Source organism: Streptomyces roseirectus, from assembly GCF_014489635.1.
Classification (GTDB): Bacteria; Actinomycetota; Actinomycetes; order Streptomycetales; family Streptomycetaceae; genus Streptomyces; species Streptomyces roseirectus.
The window spans coordinates 775,427-792,981 of record NZ_CP060828.1; the positions used below are offsets into that span (position 1 = coordinate 775,427).

Annotated in this window: 15 protein-coding genes and 2 pseudogenes; 12 read left to right on the top strand and 5 right to left on the bottom strand. The window is 72.4% G+C overall.

Going from position 1 to position 17,555, the window contains the following annotated elements; genetic code table 11:
- Window positions 1-55 precede the first annotated feature (55 nt).
- Window positions 56-688, top strand: coding sequence for a TetR/AcrR family transcriptional regulator (locus tag IAG44_RS03040; RefSeq protein WP_187745587.1), 633 nt, complete (start codon window positions 56-58; stop codon window positions 686-688).
- Here IAG44_RS03040 and IAG44_RS03045 read toward each other — a convergent pair.
- Together IAG44_RS03045 and IAG44_RS03050 are read right to left on the bottom strand one after the other, a co-directional pair.
- Complete coding sequence (locus IAG44_RS03045; RefSeq protein WP_187745588.1) at window positions 678-1,421, bottom strand: CoA-transferase subunit beta; 744 nt, start codon at window positions 1,419-1,421, stop codon at window positions 678-680. The genes IAG44_RS03040 and IAG44_RS03045 overlap by 11 nt on opposite strands.
- Complete coding sequence (locus IAG44_RS03050; protein ID WP_187745589.1) at window positions 1,418-2,287, bottom strand: CoA transferase subunit A; 870 nt, start codon at window positions 2,285-2,287, stop codon at window positions 1,418-1,420. The genes IAG44_RS03045 and IAG44_RS03050 overlap by 4 nt, the downstream gene beginning before the upstream one ends.
- 94 nt (window positions 2,288-2,381) lie before the next feature.
- Here IAG44_RS03050 and IAG44_RS03055 point away from each other — a divergent pair, with 94 nt between their 5' ends.
- The 8 genes and pseudogenes from IAG44_RS03055 to IAG44_RS03090 all read left to right on the top strand — a co-directional run.
- Entirely contained in the window at window positions 2,382-3,194 is an 813-nt protein-coding gene (locus tag IAG44_RS03055) for an SDR family oxidoreductase (protein ID WP_187745590.1), read from the top strand.
- 20 nt (window positions 3,195-3,214) lie between these two features.
- Complete coding sequence (locus IAG44_RS03060) at window positions 3,215-4,282, top strand: NAD(P)H-dependent flavin oxidoreductase (protein ID WP_223006859.1); 1,068 nt, start codon at window positions 3,215-3,217, stop codon at window positions 4,280-4,282.
- 10 nt (window positions 4,283-4,292) lie between these two features.
- The gene (locus IAG44_RS03065) at window positions 4,293-5,030 is read left to right on the top strand and encodes an enoyl-CoA hydratase family protein (RefSeq protein ID WP_187745592.1); all 738 of its coding nucleotides are present in this window, start codon (window positions 4,293-4,295) and stop codon (window positions 5,028-5,030) included.
- A complete protein-coding gene (locus IAG44_RS03070) occupies window positions 5,030-6,154 on the top strand; it encodes an acyl-CoA dehydrogenase family protein (protein WP_187745593.1) in 1,125 nt (374 codons plus the stop codon). The genes IAG44_RS03065 and IAG44_RS03070 overlap by 1 nt, the downstream gene beginning before the upstream one ends.
- 5 nt (window positions 6,155-6,159) lie before the next feature.
- Window positions 6,160-7,101 carry an acyl-CoA dehydrogenase family protein gene (locus tag IAG44_RS03075; protein ID WP_187752469.1) on the top strand — a complete coding sequence of 314 codons (942 nt, stop codon included), beginning with the start codon at window positions 6,160-6,162 and terminating at the stop codon, window positions 7,099-7,101.
- 17 nt (window positions 7,102-7,118) lie between these two features.
- Window positions 7,119-7,994, top strand: a complete 876-nt coding sequence (locus tag IAG44_RS03080; RefSeq protein WP_187745594.1) for an SDR family oxidoreductase — start codon at window positions 7,119-7,121, stop codon at window positions 7,992-7,994.
- A gap of 72 nt (window positions 7,995-8,066) precedes the next feature.
- Window positions 8,067-8,276 (top strand): annotated as a pseudogene (locus IAG44_RS44680) (sugar ABC transporter substrate-binding protein); the annotation flags it as partial.
- A gap of 258 nt (window positions 8,277-8,534) precedes the next feature.
- A pseudogene (locus IAG44_RS03090) lies at window positions 8,535-9,446 on the top strand (ABC transporter permease); the annotation flags it as partial.
- A gap of 37 nt (window positions 9,447-9,483) precedes the next feature.
- Here the strand turns inward: IAG44_RS03090 and IAG44_RS03095 are convergent.
- The 3 genes from IAG44_RS03095 to shiA are packed head-to-tail and all read right to left on the bottom strand — an operon-like array spanning window position 9,484 to window position 13,694.
- Window positions 9,484-11,244 carry a sugar phosphate isomerase/epimerase and 4-hydroxyphenylpyruvate domain-containing protein gene (locus tag IAG44_RS03095; protein WP_187745596.1) on the bottom strand — a complete coding sequence of 587 codons (1,761 nt, stop codon included), beginning with the start codon at window positions 11,242-11,244 and terminating at the stop codon, window positions 9,484-9,486.
- Entirely contained in the window at window positions 11,237-12,262 is a 1,026-nt protein-coding gene (locus IAG44_RS03100; protein WP_187745597.1) for a zinc-dependent alcohol dehydrogenase, read from the bottom strand. Before IAG44_RS03100 ends, IAG44_RS03095 begins: the two co-directional genes overlap by 8 nt.
- 28 nt (window positions 12,263-12,290) lie before the next feature.
- Window positions 12,291-13,694 carry a shikimate transporter gene (shiA, locus tag IAG44_RS03105; protein WP_246561398.1) on the bottom strand — a complete coding sequence of 468 codons (1,404 nt, stop codon included), beginning with the start codon at window positions 13,692-13,694 and terminating at the stop codon, window positions 12,291-12,293.
- Between the two features lie 146 nt (window positions 13,695-13,840).
- Here shiA and IAG44_RS03110 point away from each other — a divergent pair, with 146 nt between their 5' ends.
- From IAG44_RS03110 to IAG44_RS03120, 3 genes are all read left to right on the top strand, one after another.
- Window positions 13,841-14,611 carry an IclR family transcriptional regulator gene (locus IAG44_RS03110; protein ID WP_187745598.1) on the top strand — a complete coding sequence of 257 codons (771 nt, stop codon included), beginning with the start codon at window positions 13,841-13,843 and terminating at the stop codon, window positions 14,609-14,611.
- Window positions 14,612-14,860: 249 nt separating this feature from the next.
- Window positions 14,861-16,459 carry a glycoside hydrolase family 43 protein gene (locus tag IAG44_RS03115; RefSeq protein WP_187752470.1) on the top strand — a complete coding sequence of 533 codons (1,599 nt, stop codon included), beginning with the start codon at window positions 14,861-14,863 and terminating at the stop codon, window positions 16,457-16,459.
- Between the two features lie 55 nt (window positions 16,460-16,514).
- Entirely contained in the window at window positions 16,515-17,555 is a 1,041-nt protein-coding gene (locus IAG44_RS03120; protein ID WP_187745599.1) for a glycoside hydrolase family 10 protein, read from the top strand.

A 17,555-nucleotide genomic window follows, 5' to 3' on the forward strand; every position in this document is an offset into this window, starting at 1 on the left:
CGCTTGGTCGTTATGCTGAGCGCCGCACCAGGCACGGCGGGAAGGAAGCAGCGACATGGCGGTACGACGCCCCGTCCGTACGGCGGCCGACAACGGCGGCGCCCCGAAGGGGGGTTCGGACCGGCGGGCCGAACTCCTGCGGATCGCGGCCCGGTTGTTCGCGTCCCGGGGCTACACGCAGACCACGGTGCGAGACATCGCCGACGAGGCGGGGATCCTCTCGGGCAGCCTGTACCACCACTTCGCGTCGAAGGAGGAGATGCTCGACGAGATCCTGCGCGACTTCCTCGGCCGTCTCCTGGAGCGGTTCGCCGCGATCGAGCAGGCGGAGCAGGACCCCCGGAAGGTGCTCGACCTGCTCGTTCAGCACTCCTTCGCCGTGATACACGAGACGCCGGACGCGGTCGCCCTCTACCAGAACGAGTCGGCGTCCCTGAGCGGCCAGCCCCGGTTCGCGTACGTCGACCAGTGGGGCCGCAGGATCGAGAGGATCTGGCTGCGCGCGCTGACGGCGGGCCAGGAGTCCGGGGTGTTCCGCGCGGATGTCGACGCCCGGCTCACCTACCGGTTCATCCGGGACACGGTGTGGTGCTCGGTGCGCTGGTACCGCCCGCGCGGCCGGTTCCGCCACGAGGCGGTCTCCGAGCAGTACCTGCGCATCCTGTACGGCGGTCTGGTCACGGAGTGACGGGAACCTCCCGGTTCCGTAGCCCCCGGGGGTCGATCTCCTCGCGGATCAGGCGCAGTTCGGTCGGATCGGGCTCGCGGGTCGCGGTGACGCCGGTCGCGTCGAGCGGGAAGCCGGTCGCGGCGCGGACGTCGTCGACGGTGACGCCGGGGTGCACGGAGCGGATGCGCAGGCGGCCGTCGTCGCCGTAGTCCAGGACCGCCAAGTCGGTGACGACGACGCCGAGGTGATGGAACGTCAGTTTGCTCGCGCGGTCGTTGCCGACGCCGCAGACCACGTCGACCCGCTCCACGAACACCTTCGGCGAGTGGCGGGGCACCCAGTAGTCGGTGCGGTGGTTGGCGGTGTTGCCGGGTGCGCCGCGTACGCCGATCAACTGGCGTGTGGGTTTGCGCCAGTTGCCGACGGCGGAGATGTTCTGGTTGCCGTAGCGGTCGAGTTGGCTCGCGCCCATCATGCTCTGCCGGCGTCCGCTCTCCACGAGGTCGAAGATCCGCCGGAACGGCACCCAGCCCTCGGCCACTCCCCCGTCGGCGGCCGTGCCGCCGAGCGGCGGCGGCTCGCTCATGAGGTACGCCTCGCCGTCGGAGAGGACGAGTTCGGGGCTGGTGGTCAGCCGGGCCAGCCGGACGCCGATCGTGGGGACGACGCCGACGGCGTGCGCCAGGATCTCGCCCGCGCCCTGCCAGGCGTCGGCGCAGGCGGTGGCGCACACCTCCGCGCGGGTGATCATCGGGCCTCCTCGGTGGCGCGTTCGGCGTGGAAGTCGGTGACGGCCCGCTGGTAGGCGCGTTCGTCGCCGTCCAGGAACCGCTTGCGGAACAGCTCCCACGCGCCGGGGTCCTTGGCGCTCGCCGCGTAGTGGGCCTGGAACGCCTCGTCGCGCGGGTGGTCGGGCGCGCAGGAGGTGAAGTGGGCGCCGTTCGGCGTCTCGATCACGCCGGTCACGAAGATGCGGCTGACCAGCAGCGTCTGGGCGGGGCCTTCGGCGAGGAGGTCGGGGACGACGCGTTCGGCGCTGACGTAGGTGCGGTCGGCGGCGCGGGCGAAGAGGTCGTCGAAGTACGGGTCGGGGCCCAGGTACTGGGCGTTCCCGGCGGGGTCGGCGCGGTTCAGGTGGATCAGGGCGACGTCCAGCGGGAGGGCCTTCATCGCGACGTACTCCTCGCCTGTGTAGGGGGAGTTGACGGTTCTCAGGTCGGGGTTCATGGTCAGGACGTCGGAGCCGAGTCCGGCGCGGGTGGGCAGGAACGACAGGCGGCTCGCCGCCGCGCGCAGCCCGGTGACGACCATGCCCTCGTCGTACTCGGCGGTCTCGATCTCGCCGCGTTCGCGGGCGGCGCGGAAGTGCGGGTCGAGGGGGATGGAGTCGAGCGAGACGAATCCGTAGACGAGTCTGCGCACCTTTCCCGCCGCGCACAGCAGTCCGGCGTCGGGGCCGCCGAAGGTGACGACGGTCAGGTCCCGCACGTCGCTGCGCAGGATCTCCCTGACCAGTGCCATGGGTTTGCGGCGGGATCCCCAGCCGCCGATCCCGATGGTCATGCCGGACTCGACGACTCCGGCGAACTCCTCCAACCGCACTGTCTTGTCGCCCATGGTGGCCCTCTCGGGTGTTCGGCACCTTGACCAAACAAACGCTTGGTGGGTTACCGTAGAACGCCGTTCCGGCTCCGGACAAGCAGGAGGGCTCATGGACCTTCCCGAAGCGGACCTTCCCGAGACGGGCCTTCCCGAGTACGTGCCCGGTCATGGGCTGCTCGCGGGGAAGACGGTGGTCGTCACGGCTGCCGCCGGTGCGGGGATCGGCTCGGCGGTCGTGCGGCGGTGTCTCGAAGAGGGCGCGCTCGCCGTGGTGTTCGGGGACGTCCACGAGCGGCGGCTCGCCGAGGCGGGCGAGGCGCTGGGCAAGGAGTTCGGGTCGGACCGGGTCGCGACGGTCGTCTGCGATGTGACGGTCGAGGAGCAGGTCGGGCAACTCCTGGACGCGGCCGAGGAGTTCGGCGGCGTCGACGTGATGGTGAACAACGCGGGCCTCGGGGGAACGAGTTCGCTGCTGGAGATGACCGACGCCGAGTGGGCGCGGGTGCTGGACGTGACGCTGACGGGGACGTTCCGGTGCGTGCGGGCGGCCGGGCGGCGGATGGTGCGGGCCGGCCGGCGCGGGGTGATCGTCAACAACGCGTCGGTGGTGGGGTGGCGGGCGCAGGAGGGGCAGGCGCACTACGCCGCCGCGAAGGCCGGGGTGATGGCGCTGACGCGGTGCGCGGCGCTGGACCTGGCCGGGCACGGGATCCGGGTGAACGCCGTGTCGCCGAGCCTCGCGCTGCACCCGTTCCTGGAGAAGGTCACCAGCGCCGAGCTGCTGGAGCGGCTGACGGAGCGGGAGGCGTTCGGGCGGGCGGCCGAGCCGTGGGAGGTGGCCAACGTGGTGGTGTTCCTGGCGAGCGGCTACGCCTCGTACCTGACCGGTGAAGTCGTCTCCGTGAGCAGTCAACACCCCTGAGAGGAGGGCCTGTTGTGATGCTGCGTACGGCGTTGTGCGAGCTGGCCGGGGTCCGGTTCCCGATCGTGCAGACCGGGATGGGGTACGTCAGCGGGCCCGGGTTGACGGCGGCCACGGCGGCGGCCGGGGGGCTCGGGATCCTCGCGGGGGCGACGCTCACGCTCGACGAGACGCGGGAGGCGATCCGGGCGGTGCGGGAGCGGACCGACGCGCCGTTCGGGGTGAACCTGCGCGGTGACGCGCCGGACGTGCTGGAGCGCGGGGAGCTGCTGGTGCGGGAGGGCGTGCGGGTCGCGTCGTTCGCGCTGGCGCCGCCGGAGCGGGTGATCCGGCGGCTCAAGGAGGCCGGGCTCGTCGTCGTCCCGTCGGTGGGGGCGCGGCGGCACGCGGAGAAGGTCGCGGCGTGGGGGGTGGACGCGGTGATCGCGCAGGGCGGCGAGGGCGGCGGGCACACCGGGGCCGTGCCGACGTCGATCCTGGTGCCGCAGGTCGTGGACGCCGTGGACGTGCCCGTGATCGCGGCGGGCGGGTTCCGGGACGGGCGGGGTCTGGTGGCCGCGCTCGCGCAGGGCGCGGTGGGCGTCGCGATGGGCACCCGGTTCCTGCTGACCAGTGACTGCGCGGTGCCGGACGCGGTGAAGGCGGAGTATCTGCGGCGGGGGGTGGACGGGACGGTCGTGACGAGCGTCCTGGACGGGGTGCCGCAGCGGGTGCTGCGCACGGAGCTGGTCGAACGGCTGCTGCGGGAACGGGCGCCCCGGCGCGCGGTGCGGTCGGTGCGCAGCGCCCGGGGGTTCCATCGCGCGTCCGGGATCTCCTGGTCCGCGATGGTCCGTGAAGGGCTCGCGATGCGGCGTGGGCACGGGCTCGGCTGGTCGCAGGTGCTGATGGCCGCCAACACGCCGATGATGCTGCGCGCGTCGATGGTGGAGGGGCGGGTCGACGCCGGGACGCTGGCGTCCGGGCAGGTCGCCGGGGTGATCGAAGATCTGCCGTCGTGCGAGGAGTTGATCGAGGGGATCGTCGCCGAGGCTGAGGCCGTTCTCACGCGGCTTGCCGGGTACGGCGGTTCGGCCGGGAACGAGTGAAGGGGCCTTCATGGGTGCCGAGTTCATCTCGACGGACGTCGACGAGCGGGGTGTCGCGGAGGTCGTCGTCGACCGGCCGCCGGTCAACGCCCTTCCGGTGGCGGGCTGGTACGCGCTCGCGGAGGCGGTGACCGGACTCGGGCGGGATCCGGCCGTGCGGGTGGTGGTGCTGCGGGCGCGGGGGCGGGGGTTCAACGCCGGGGTGGACGTCAAGGAGGTGCGGGGCGAGGGGGCGATCGTCGAGGTGAACCGGGCCTGTTTCGCCGCGTTCGCCGCCGTGTACGACTGCGCGGTGCCGGTCGTCGCGGCCGTCCACGGGTTCTGTCTGGGCGGGGGGATCGGGCTGGTGGGCAACGCGGACATCGTGGTCGCCGCCGACGACGCGTACTTCGGGCTGCCGGAGGTGGACCGGGGTGCGCTGGGCGCGGGCACGCACCTGTCGCGGCTGGTGCCCGCGCACCGGGCGCGGGCGATGATGTACACGTGCGCGACGGCGACGGCCGCCGAACTCCACGCGTTCGGCTCGGTGTTGGACGTCGTTCCCGAACCGGCCTTGCATGCGCGGGCGTTGGCGGTGGCCGCCGAGATCGCGGGGAAGCATCCGGCGGTGATCCGGGCCGCCAAGGAGGCGTTCAACGGGATCGATCTGTGGGACGTGAAACGGAGTTACCGCTTCGAGCAGGGGTTCACGTTCGAGGTGAACCTGTCGGGCGTGGCCCGGCAGGAGCGGTTCGGGCTGGACGGCTGATGGACCTGACCTGGAGCCCCGAGGAGGAGGCGTTCCGGCGTGCGGCGCGGGAGTGGCTGGCCGCGCACGTGCCGTCGCCGCCGCTGCCGTCCGGGGACACGCGGGCGGGGTTCGCGGCTCATCTCGCCTGGGAGCGGGAGCTGTTCGCGGCGCGCTGGTCGGTCGTGTCGTGGCCCGAGGAGTACGGCGGGCGCGGGGCGTCGCTGTGGGAGTGGCTGATCTTCGAGGAGGAGTACCACCGGGCGGGCGCCCCGGCGCGGGTCACCCAGAACGGTGTCTTCCTGCTGGCGCCCACCCTCTTCCGGTTCGGCACCGCCGAGCAGCGGGCCCGGCTCCTGCCCCGGATCGCGGCGGCCGAGGACCTGTGGGCGCAGGGCTGGTCGGAGCCGGAGGCGGGCAGCGACCTCGCCGCGCTGCGCAGCCGCGCGGTCCGCGCCGACGGCGGCTGGCGGCTCACCGGGCACAAGACGTGGACGACGCGCGGCGCGTTCTGCACCCACCTGTTCGGGTTGTTCCGCACCGGCCCGCAGGACGCCCGGCATCGCGCTCTCACCTACTTCCTCGTCCCGCTCGACGCGCCCGGCGTGACCGTGCGGGGCTTCCAACGGCTCGACGGGGACGAGGGGTTCGCGGAGGTGTTCCTCGACGACGTCTTCGTGCCGGACGCCGACGTGCTCGGCGAGGTCGGTCAGGGCTGGACGGTCGCGATGGCGACGACCGGCTCCGAGCGCGGGCTCACCCTGCGCTCCCCCGGGCGTTTCCTGCACACCGCCGAGCGGCTGCTGGAGCTGGCCCGCGAGGTGGGGTCCGGCGCGCACCGGGACCGGGTCGCGCAGGCGTGGATCGACGCGCAGGCGTACCAGTGGTTCACGCTGGAGCAGGTCACCGCGATCGCCGGCGGGCACGAGGTCGGCGCCGAGGCGAGTCTCGCCAAGCTGTTCTGGTCCGAGCTGGATGTCCGGCTGCACGAGACGGCCGCCGAACTGCTCGGGCCCGAGGCGGAGTTGGCGGGGCCCTGGAGCAAGGGGTTCCTGTTCTCCCTCGCCGGGCCGATCTACGCGGGCACCAACGAGATCCAGCGCAACATCGTCGCCGAGCGGCTGCTCGGGCTGCCGAGGAGGTGAGCGGGGTGCGGTTCCGGGTGGCCGAGGTGGACGCGGCGCTCGCCGAGGCGGCGGGCGGGGTGCTGGCGAAGCTGACCGAGCCGGCCGACGCCGTGTGGCGGGGGCTCGCGGGGGCGGGGGTGCTGGGGGCGCTGGTGCCGGGTGAGGCGGGGCTCGACGAGAACTGTCTGCCGCCGTTGATGGAGACGCTGGGGCACGCGGGGGTGGCGGTGCCCGCCGCCGAGACGATCGCGGTGGGGGCGCCACTGCTGGCTGAACTGCCGGTGCTGGGTGGGGTGTTGGACGGGTCGGTGCTGCTGACGGTGTCCCTGGATACTGAGGCGCCGGTGCCCTTCGCGGCTGACGCGGACCTCTTCGTCGTGGGGGCGGGGGATCGGCTGCGGCTCTTCCGGCGCGAGGAGTTGGGGATCACGCCGCTCGCATCGGTCGACGCGTCACGGAAGTTGGCGCGGCTGTCGGTGCCGTCGCGGGGTGGGGTGGTGGTGGGCGAGGGGGCGTCGGTGGTCGAAACGGCTTGGCTGCGGGGGGTGTTGGCGACGGCCGGGCTGCTGGTGGGGCTCGGGGGGCGGATGGTGGAGCTGACGGTCGCGTACGTGCGGCAGCGGGAGCAGTTCGGGGTGCCGGTGGGGTCGTTCCAGGCCGTCAAGCACGCGCTGGCCGACGTGGTGGTGGAGCTGCGGTTCGCTCGCGCGTCGGTGCTGGCCGCCGGGTGGGCGCAGGCCGCCGGGGAGGCCGACACGGGCGTCCGGACGTCCGCCGCGAAGGTGCTCGCCTCGGAGGCGGCCCGCAGCACCGCTCGGGCGGCGATCCAGTGTCACGGGGCGATGGGCTACACGACGGAGTACGAGCTGCACCGGTACGCGAAACGGGCGTGGGCGCTCGCGGCGGACTGGGGTGGTCCGGCCGAGCATCGGGCTTTGGTGGCACGGGCGTTGGGGCTCCCCTGAACCCTTGGAGGCATCGGATGATCTGTCGGGACCGGGTGGTCGTCGTCACCGGGGCGGGGCAGGGGCTCGGCCGTGCGCACGCCCTCGCCCTCGCCGACGAGGGCGCCGCCGTCGTCGTCAACGATCTCGGGGCGGCGGCCGAGAAGGTCGTCGAGGAGATCACCGCGCGCGGGGGGACGGCGGTGGCGGATCTGGGGGACGTCAGTGACTGGGGGTATGCCGAGGCGCTGGTGCGGCGGGCCGTCGTCGAGTTCGGGGCGCTGCACGCCCTCGTCAACAACGCGGGCGTCAACCGGGACCGGATGCTGGTGTCGATGACCGAGGCCGACTGGGACCTCGTCCTCAGGGTCGACCTCAAGGGCCACGCCGCTCCCCTGCGGCACGCCGCCGCGTACTGGCGCGAGTGCGCCAAGGAGGGCCGGCCGGTCGCCGCCCGCGTCGTCAACACCAGTTCCGGCGCCGGGCTGATGGGCAGTGTCGGCCAGGCCAACTACGGCGCCGCCAAGGCGGGCATCGCCGCGCTGACGGTCATCGCCGCCGCCGAGCTGTCCCGCTACGGCGTCACCGTCAACGCGATCGCCCCGTCCGCCCGCACACCGATGACGTCCGCCGTCCCCGCGTTCGCCGACCGCATGCGGCCCCCCGCGACCGGCTTCGACGCCATGCACCCCGCCAACGTCTCCCCCCTCGTCACCTGGCTCGCCTCCACCGACTCCGGCGACGTGACCGGGCGTGTCTTCGAGGTCGAGGGCGGCCTGATCAGCATCGCCGACGGCTGGCAGCACGGGCCCCGGGTGGAGCGGGGGCGGCGCTGGAAGGCGAGTGAAGTGGGGGCGGCCGTGCGGGAGTTGATGGAACGGGCGGTGGATCCGGCGGCGGTGTACGGGGGTTGAGCCCCGCTTCGTGACGGGACAGTCAACGGCCCAGGGGAGAACAACGGCCATGACGACCGCTCGTATCCGCTCGACCGTGACGGCTCGGACGCGGCCGGTGGTCAGGCCGCCGTCGGGATCGATCTGCCGCGCTCCGACTCCGACTTCTGGAACTCGTACGCGCAGTACCCGAGGAAGGACGTCAAGGCCGACGGCGTCAAGGCGCTGCCGCTGAGCAATTCGCAGAACGACGTGACGAAACTCGTCGCCAACGTGCAGGTGTTCCGCACGACCGGGGGTCGCGGGCAACGGAGTTCGCGGGGCGGATGATCCAGGGGCTGGACATCAGGACGCCGAGCGCGACGACACCGGTCGCCGCGCTGTCGGGCGGCAGCCAGCAGAAGGTCGTCGTCGCGCGGGCGCTCGCCACCGATCCCGAGGTGCTGGTGGCGATCCGGCCCACGAACGGGGTCGACGTGCGTTCCAAGGAGTTCCTGCTCGGGACGGTCCGGGGGATCGCCGACGGCGGGAAGGCCGCGCTGATCGTCTCCGACGAGGCGGGTGGTCGCCGAGTTCGTGCCGGGGTGGCGGGACGACCGGCTCGATCTGGGCCGGTTCCGCGATCTGTCCCTCGTGCCGGTCATCCTCGTGCTGATGCTGATCGGGTTCATCGTCTCGCCCGCGTTCCTGACCTCCGGCAACCTGATCGGGGTGCTCCAACAGTCCACGGAACTCGGCCTGTTGGTGTTGGCGACGACGTTCATCCTGATCAGCGGGCGGATGGATCTGTCGCTGGAGTCCACGATCGGGGTTGCTCCGGTGCTCGCGGTGTGGCTGGTCCTGCCGGCCGACGGGGGCCGCTTCCACGGGGTCGGTCTGCTGCCGGGCTGGACGGCGATCCCGCTCTGTCTGCTGGTGGGCGCGGTGATCGGGGCGGTGAACGGGTTCCTGATCCTCAAGCTGCGGCTCAACGGGTTCATCGTCACGCTCGGCGCGCTCACCATGCTGCGCGGGCTCCAAGTCGCCCTGTCCGAGGGGCAGTCGATCGTCGACCTGCCGCCGTCGTTCACCTACCTCGGCCGTACCTCGTGGCTCGGGCCGCCCGCCGCCGTCTGGGTGTGCGGGGCGCTGTTCGCGCTCGGGGGCTGCGCGCTCGCGTGGCTGCGGCACGGGCGGGCCCTGTACGCGATCGGCGGGAACCAGGAGGCGGCGCGGACGGCGGGCATCCGGGTCGACCGCATCGTCTGGACGGTGCTGATCGCCGGCACCGTGCTCGCCGCGTTCGCCGGGATCCTCTGCACCGGGCACTACGGGTCCATCTCGGCGACGCAGGGCAGCGGCTGGATCTTCCAGGTGTTCGCGGCGACCGTCATCGGCGGGGTGAGCCTCAACGGCGGCAAGGGCTCCGTCCTCGGCGTCGTCATCATCGTCGCGCCGGTCGTGTCGCGGTTCGCGTCGGGTGAGAGGCGGGAGCGAGGCCCCCGGCAGCTCGCCGCCGCCCCACCCCGGCTCAGCGGCGCTGGGCCGCCAGCCGGATCGGGGCGTTCGCCGCGCCGTACCCGCTGTAGCCGCCCTTCCGCTGGACGAACTCGAAGAACACCTGGCCGACGGTCCCGGTGTAGCAGTGCAGGAACTCGCCGCCCTGTTCGTCGCGGTCGTAGAGGATGCCGAGTTCGCGGTAGGTCGCCAACTCGCCTTCCGTGAGGTCGAATCGGGCGGCGAGGTCGTCGTAGTAGTTGCCGGGGACGGGGAGCAGGGGGGCGCCGGCCGCGTGGCAGGCGCGGGCCGTCGTCACCAGGTCGTCGACGGCGACGGCGATGTGGCGGGCGCGGTCGTCGGCCCCGGGGGTGGGGGCGAGGTTGAGGACGAGGCGGGGGCCCGAGGGGGACGCGGAAAGGGCGCGGCTGCGGAACAGGCCGTAGGGGTCGGCGAGTTCGACGGTGTCGTGGGGGCGCAGGCCGAGGATGGCGCGGTGGAAGAGGACCGCCTCGTCGAAGTGGTGCCAGGGCTGGGTGAGGGCGAGGTGGTCGAGCCGGCCGTCGGCGTGGCTCTCGCCGGTGAAGGTGAAGTCGTCGGTCCAACTCGCGGTTCCCGCGCGGCGGGTGGCGCAGAACAGGACCTCGGTGCCGTCGGGGGCGGCGATGGAGTCGAGCGGGACGTCGTCGGCCGTGCGGTGTTTGGGGAGGGTGGGGGCGAGGAGGGCTTCGGCGCGGCGGGCCGCGGCGGCGGGCGCGGGGGACTCCAGGCCGAGGGCGGCGAGTGCCGTACTCGTGCGCCGGGTCGCGGTGGTGAGGACGACGCGGGCCTCGCCGCGCTCCCAGAGGTCGACCGGTTTGGTGCGGTGGCGGGCGGTGCGGGTGAAGCCGACGGCCGTGAGGAGGGCTTCGGCGGGCTCGGGGTCGCTCGTGGCGAGTTCCGCGAACGCCACGCCCGTGGGGACGACGGGGGCGGGGAGGGCGGAGATGCCCGCGCTCTCCTCCAGGGCGAGGAGGGAGCGCATGCCGTCGAGGGCGGTGCGGCCCGCGTCCGCCTGGCGGAACACGTCGTTGAAGACTTCGAGGGAGAGCGGGCCGGTGTAGCCGGTGGCGAGGACGTGGTGCAGCAGGCCGGTGACGTCGAAGCCGCCCTGGCCGGGGAAGCAGCGGTAGTGGCGGCTCCACTGGAGGACGTCCATCGCCATCAGGGGCGCGTCGGCGAGCTGGAGGAAGAAGATCTTCTCGCCGGGGATCTCCTCGATGCCTTTCGGGTCGGAGCCCCGGGAGAGGATGTGGAAGCTGTCGAGGCAGGTGCCGAGGGCGGGGTGGCCGGCGGTGCGGACGATCCGCCAGGCGTGGTCGTAGGTGCTGACGTGCCGCCCCCAGGCAAGCGCCTCGTACGCGACCCGGATGCCGGACTCTTCCGCGAGTTCGGCGAGGCGGAAGAGTTGGTCGGCGGCCAGGTCGTCGTCGTCCAGGGCGGGCGCGGAGACGTTGGAGCAGACCAGGACCGTGCCGACGCCGAGGCGCCGCATGAGGCCGAACTTGTGGCGGGCGCGGCGCAGGGTGCGGGCGAACAGGTCCTCGGGGACGGCCTCGACGTCGCGCATCGGCTGGTACAGGTCGATCGTGAGGCCGAGGTCGGCCGCGCGGGCGGCGATCTCCTCGGGGGCGAGGGGGCTCGCGAGGAGGTCGTTCTCGAAGATCTCGACGCCGTCGAAGCCCGCGCGGGCGGCGGCCGTCAGCTTCTCGGTGAGGGTGCCGCTGAGGCAGACGGTGGCGATGGACTTACGCATGGTCGCTCCCGATACCTATCCAGGTCTTGCCGGCCCGTGCGGCGGCGCCGCTGAACGCCTCCTGGGCCTCGGTCAGGGGAAAGCCCGCCTCGATCACCCGTCCCGGCCGGGCGGCCGGCAGTTCCGTGACGGTCCCGGCGAAGTCGCCGGGGTGGTCGTAGATCATCGAGCCGCGCACCGTGAGCTGGCGGCGCACGACGTCGTCCGTGGTCAGCGGCAGCGGCTCGGCGTTGAGCCCGACCAGCACGACCGTCGCCCCCGGCGCCGCCCGGTCGACCGCCGGGCGCAGCGCGGGCCCGTGCCCGGACGTCTCGAACACGTACGTGAACCCGGTCCGCCCGTCGTCGGCGACCGCGCCGAGCCCCACGGCCCGCTCCAGCCGCCGGGGATGCGGCTCGGTGACGACGGGGACGGCGCCGAGGCGCGCCAGGATCAGGCACAGCAACAGCCCCTGCGCACCCGCGCCGACGACGAGACACCGGTCGCCCGGGGTGACCCCGCTGCGGCGCACGGCGGCCCGCGCGACGGTGTAGGGCTCGACGCAGGCGAGGTCGGCGGGGGTGAGGTCGCCGGGGGCGGGCCGACCGGCGATGCCCTCGCCCTCGACGCCGAGACCGCCGGGCACGGGGTGGGCGAAAGCCGCCGGTACCGCGACGCGTTCCGCGAGGACACCGGGGCTGTTCAGGCCGACGATCGCCCGGTGCGGGCACGCGGAGGTGCGCCCGGTGAGGCAGTCGGCGCACGTCAGGCAGGCGTAATTGGGTTCGATGACGACCCTCTGGCCCACCTGGCGGTCCGTCACGTCCGTTCCCACGGCGGCGACCCGCCCGAACCCCTCGTGCCCCATCACCCACGGATACGCCGGGACCTCCCGTCGCCCGTGGAACACCGCGAGGTCGGTCCCGCACAGCCCCACGCCTTCGACGGCCACGACCACGTCACCGGGTCCGGCAGACGGTTCGGGCCGGTCGTCGACCGTCTCGATCCGCCCCGGTGCCACCAGAACCGCTGCCCTCACAGAAACTCCCGCTTGACCACTAGACGGTTCACTTGTTCCGCTCTGCGGTCAACTCTACCGCTGACCCGCCGGACGCCGGATCGACCCCCGCGTCAGCCACCCCGGCCGCTTCAGTCACCTCGGCCGCCACTTCAGCCACCCCACCCGCCGGCTCCACCCCCCGCATCCGCCAAGCCACCCCCGCCGACACCAGACACCCCACCGCCACATACCCCGCGACCAGCGACCACCCGCCCCCGGCCCAGATCACCAGCACCCCCGCGATCAGCGGCGTGAACCCACCCCCGACAGCGCTCGCGAGCTGGTACCCGACCCCCGCCCCGCTGTACCGGTACTCCGCCCCGAACATGTCGGTGAACAGCGACTGCTGAACGGAGACGGCCATGTCGTGCGCGACGTTCACCAGCAGCACCGCGCACACGACGATCAGCGCCATCGACCCCGACTCCATCGCCCAGAAGTACGGCACCGCGCTCACCGCCCCGATCAGCCCGCCGGCGCGGTAGATCCGCCGTCGCCCGTACCGGTCGGCGAGGTAGGCGAACGCCGGGATGGTGAGCACGGCGAGCCCGCCGACCGCGAGGTTCACGTCGAGGAGGCGGTCCCGGTCGAGGCCCAACTCGTCGGTGCCGTAGGAGAGTCCGAAGGTCGTCACGCCGTAGAAGGTGAACAGTTCGACGAACCGCAGCCCGATGATCGCGAAGAACCCGCCGGGGTGGGAGCGTACGGCCGCGATCAGCGGGACGCGCGGCCGGGCCGTCTCCGAGAGCCCGGCGACCTTCTCGGTGAACACCGGCGACTCCTCCACCTTGGCCCGGATCACCAGCCCGACCAGCACCAGCAGGGCGCTGAGCAGGAACGGGATCCGCCAGCCCCACGCGCGGAACGCGGCCTCCGAGGTGGCCGACGACATCAGCTTGGTGACGAGCGTCGCGAGCAGCAGGCCGAAGGAGGCGCCGACCTGCACGCCGCTGCTGTAGAGCGAGCGCCACTTGCGCGGCGCGTTCTCGACGGCCATCAGCGCGGCCCCGCCCCACTCGCCGCCGACGGCGAACCCCTGTGTGGCCCGCAGCACGACCAGCAGGACCGGCGCCCAGACGCCGGCCTGCGCATAGGTGGGCAGGACGCCGATCAGGGTGCTGGCGACGCCCATGATCAGCATCGTCAGGACCAGCATGCGTTTGCGGCCGAGGCGGTCGCCGAAGTGGCCGAAGACGATGCCGCCGAGGGGGCGGAAGAGGAAGCCGACGCCGAAGGTGGCCCAGGCGGCGAGGGTGCCGACGGCCGGGGAGGCGTCGGGGAAGAAGAGGTCGCCGAAGAGGAGGCCGGCGACGATGCCGTACAGGAAGAAGTCGTACCAGTCGACCACGGCGCCCATGAAGCTCGCCAGGGCCGCGCGCTTGGCGAGGGCGTGGTGCGGGGTGCTGCTCATTCACACTCCGTCGAGACAGGTCCACTGTGCGGACCTATTGATCCGATGAGCGGAACGATAGAGCGGGCGGTTTGCGGCCATCAAGAGTTACGGCAAGATTTCCCCGACAGCGCCGGACCGGCCGGGAGACACGGGGAGACCGCGACATGGGGACCGAAGAAGGGCACGCCTCCGGCGTCCGCAGCGTGCGCCGCGCCGTGGAGATCCTGAGCCTCCTCAGCGAGGACCGCCCCGTGGTCACCCTGCGCGAGATCACCGAGGCGACGGGGCTGGCCAAGACGACCGCGCTGCGCCTGGTCCAGACCCTGGAGGAGAGCGGCCTGCTCGGCTCGCACCCCGGCGGGTACACGGCGGGCCCGGCGCTGTGGCGGTGGGCGTACCTCGCGCGGAGCCAGTGGGAGGTACCCCAGGAGACCCGCAAGGTCATGCGGGACCTCGCCGACCGCCTCGGCGAGACCGTCAACCTCTTCGTCGCCCGGGGCGTGCACCGCATCTGCGTCGCCCACGAGGAGAGCCCGCACCCCCTGCGCCACGTGGTGGACGTCGGCGACGAGCAGCCCCTGTGGGCCGGCGCCTCCTCCAAGGTCCTCCTGCGCGACGCCCCGGACGCCTTCCTCCGCCGGGTCGCGCTGACCTCCCCGCAGGGCGAACTCCTCACCGACCGCCTCAAGTCCTGGGCCGCGGAGGCCGCCGAGCGCGGCTACGCCGTCAGCTCCAGCGAGTTCGACGAGGGCCTGACCGCCGTCGCCGTCCCCATCACCGGCCGCACCGGCCACGTCGCCGCGTCCCTCTCCCTCAGCGGCCCCACCCACCGCTTCCCCTACGAGGCCATCGAACGCTTCGCCACCGACCTCACCCAGGGCGCCCGCCTCATCTCCGCCCAGGGCTTCAACCACCCGCTGGGAAGCGCGGGTTGATCGGGTAGGACCTCCCGCCCCCGCCGCCTGCCACCGACGCAAAAACCCACCCCTCGCGCACCGTCCGAAAGTATTCGGCGGTGCGCGAGGTATTGACGCTGCTCCTGAGGCACCTACATTCGAAGCGTCCGACACCCTGTTCAGTGTTCGTATATGCGAACACGCAGCCAGAAACTCCGTCCGAGAATGGGAGCGCTCCCAACCCCGCTGGAGGATCCGATGGACGTCACAGGAGAGCCGCCGACCGGTATGTCATGGCCGGGACAACACCTCAGCAGGCGCAGAGCGCTGGCGGGCGGTGCCGGGCTGATCGTGGGGGCGGCGCTGCCGTTCACCGCGGAGGCGGCCACCACGTACACCAACCCCGTGCTGTGGCAGGACTTCGCCGACATCGACGTCATCCGGGTCGGCGACACGTTCTACTACTCCGCCTCGACGATGCACTACTCCCCCGGCGCCCCGATCCTGCGCTCGTACGACCTGGTCAACTGGGAGTTCGCGGGCCACTCGCTGCCGACGCTGGACTTCGGCGCGAAGTACGACCTGAACGGCGGCCGGGGCTACGTGCGCGGCGTGTGGGCGTCGTCGCTGGCGTACCGCCCGGCCAACCGGACGTTCTACTGGCTCGGCCAGATCGACTTCGCGCGGACGTACCTCTACACCGCGCCGGCCGTCGAGGGTCCGTGGACCCGGCTGGCGTCGCTGGGGAACGTGTACTACGACGCGGGCCTGCTGGTCGACACGGACGACACGATGTACGTCGCGTACGGCAACACCACCATCAGCGTCGCCCAGTTGGCGCCGGACGGCCGCAGCCAGGTGCGCGCGCAGCAGGTGTTCTCCACCCCGTCGAGCATCGGGACGCTGGAGGGCGCCCGCTTCTACAAGATCAACGGCAGCTACTACATCTTCCTGACCCGCCCGGCGAACGGCCAGTACATCCTGAAGTCGTCCGGCGGTCCCTTCGGCCCGTACACGCTGCGGCAGTTGCTGCTGAACCTGCCGGGCCCGGTCCCCGGCGGCGGCGTCCCGCACCAGGGCGGCCTGGTCCAGACGCAGGCCGGCGCCTGGTACTACCTCGCCTTCGTGGACGCCTACCCCGGCGGCCGGATCCCCGTCCTCGCGCCGGTCACCTGGACGTCCGACGGCTGGCCGGTGCTCCAGCTCGTCAACGGCGCCTGGGGGACCTCGTACCCGAGCCCGGCGCTGCCGACGCCGCCGCGCCAGGTCGCGCCGATGATCGGCGTCGACACCTTCGACGGGACGACGCTGAAGCCGAAGTGGGAGTGGAACCACAACCCGGACACCACCAAGTGGTCGGTGAACAACGGCCTGACGCTGTCCACGGCGACGGTCACCGACGACCTGTACTGGGCCCGCAACACCCTCACCCACCGCATCCAGGGCCCCTCCTCGACGGCGACCGTGACCCTGGACATCGCCGCGATGCGCGACGGCGACCGCGCCGGACTCGCGCTGCTGCGGGACTCCTCCGCGTGGATCGGCGTCAAGCGTGAGGGCACGGCGACGCGCCTCGTGATGGTGAACGGGCTGACGATGGACGGGAGTTGGAACACGACGGGGAAGGGCACGGAGGCCGCGAGCGTGCCCGTGACCGCCACCCGCGTCTGGCTGCGCGTGAAGGCGGACATCCGCCCCGGTTCAGGGCGCCAGGGCGCCTTCTCCTACAGCCTCGACGGCGTCACGTTCACCCGGCTCGGCCCGGCGTTCTCGATGGTCAACTCCTGGCAGTTCTTCATGGGTTACCGCTTCGCCCTCTTCAACCACGCCACCCGGGCGCTCGGCGGTTCGATCCGCGTCCCGCGGTTCGAGGTGTCGGTGCCCTGACCCACGGCACGTCCCGCACGGAACCCGCATCCCCCCACCCGTACGAGGAGACCTCATGCATCCCCACACCCGCCAACCGGCCCTGCTGGGCGCCCTGGTCGTCGCCACGCTGCTCGCGGGCGGCACCGCGGCGACCGCCGTCCCGCAGGAGGCGCCCGCCGTCAAGGCGTCGACGCTCGGGGCCCAAGCCGCCCAGTCGGGGCGGTACTTCGGCACGGCGGTCGCCGCGAACAAGCTGGGCGACTCGACGTACTCGTCCCTCCTGAACCGGGAGTTCAACCAGGTCACCGCCGAGAACGAGATGAAGTGGCAGACGGTCGAACCGTCGCGCGGCTCGTTCAACTTCGGCCCCGGGGACCGGATCGCGAACCAGGCGACGTCGCACGGCCAGCGGCTGCGCGGGCACACGATGGTCTGGCACTCCCAACTCCCGGGCTGGGTCGGCTCGATCGGCGACGCGAACACGCTGCGCAGCGTGATGAACAACCACATCGCGCAGCTCGCGAACCGCTACAAGGGCCGGATCCACTCGTGGGACGTCGTCAACGAGGCGTTCGCGGACGGCGGCAGCGGCGGACGCCGGGCGACCGTCTTCCAGAACGTGCTGGGCGACGGGTACATCGAGACCGCGTTCCGCACCGCGCGCACCGCCGACCCGGCGGCCAAGCTCTGTTACAACGACTACAGCATCGAGGACTGGAACGCGGCGAAGACGCAGGGCGTCTACCGGATGGTCCGCGACTTCAAGTCCCGTGGCGTGCCGATCGACTGCGTCGGTTTCCAGGCGCACTTCGGCGCGGGCGGCCCGCCGTCGACGTTCCGGACGACGCTGTCGAACTTCGCGGCGCTCGGTGTCGACGTCCAGATCACCGAGCTGGACATCGCTCAGGCCGGGACGGGCGCGTACGCGAACGCCGTGCGGGCGTGTCTCGACGTGGCGCGCTGCAACGGGATCACCGTGTGGGGCATCCGGGACAGCGACTCGTGGCGCAGCGGCGAGAACCCGCTGCTGTTCGACCGTAACGGCGCGAAGAAGCCTGCGTACAACTCCGTCCTGACGACCATGGGCGGCACGCCGGCACTCGGCGTGCGGTGA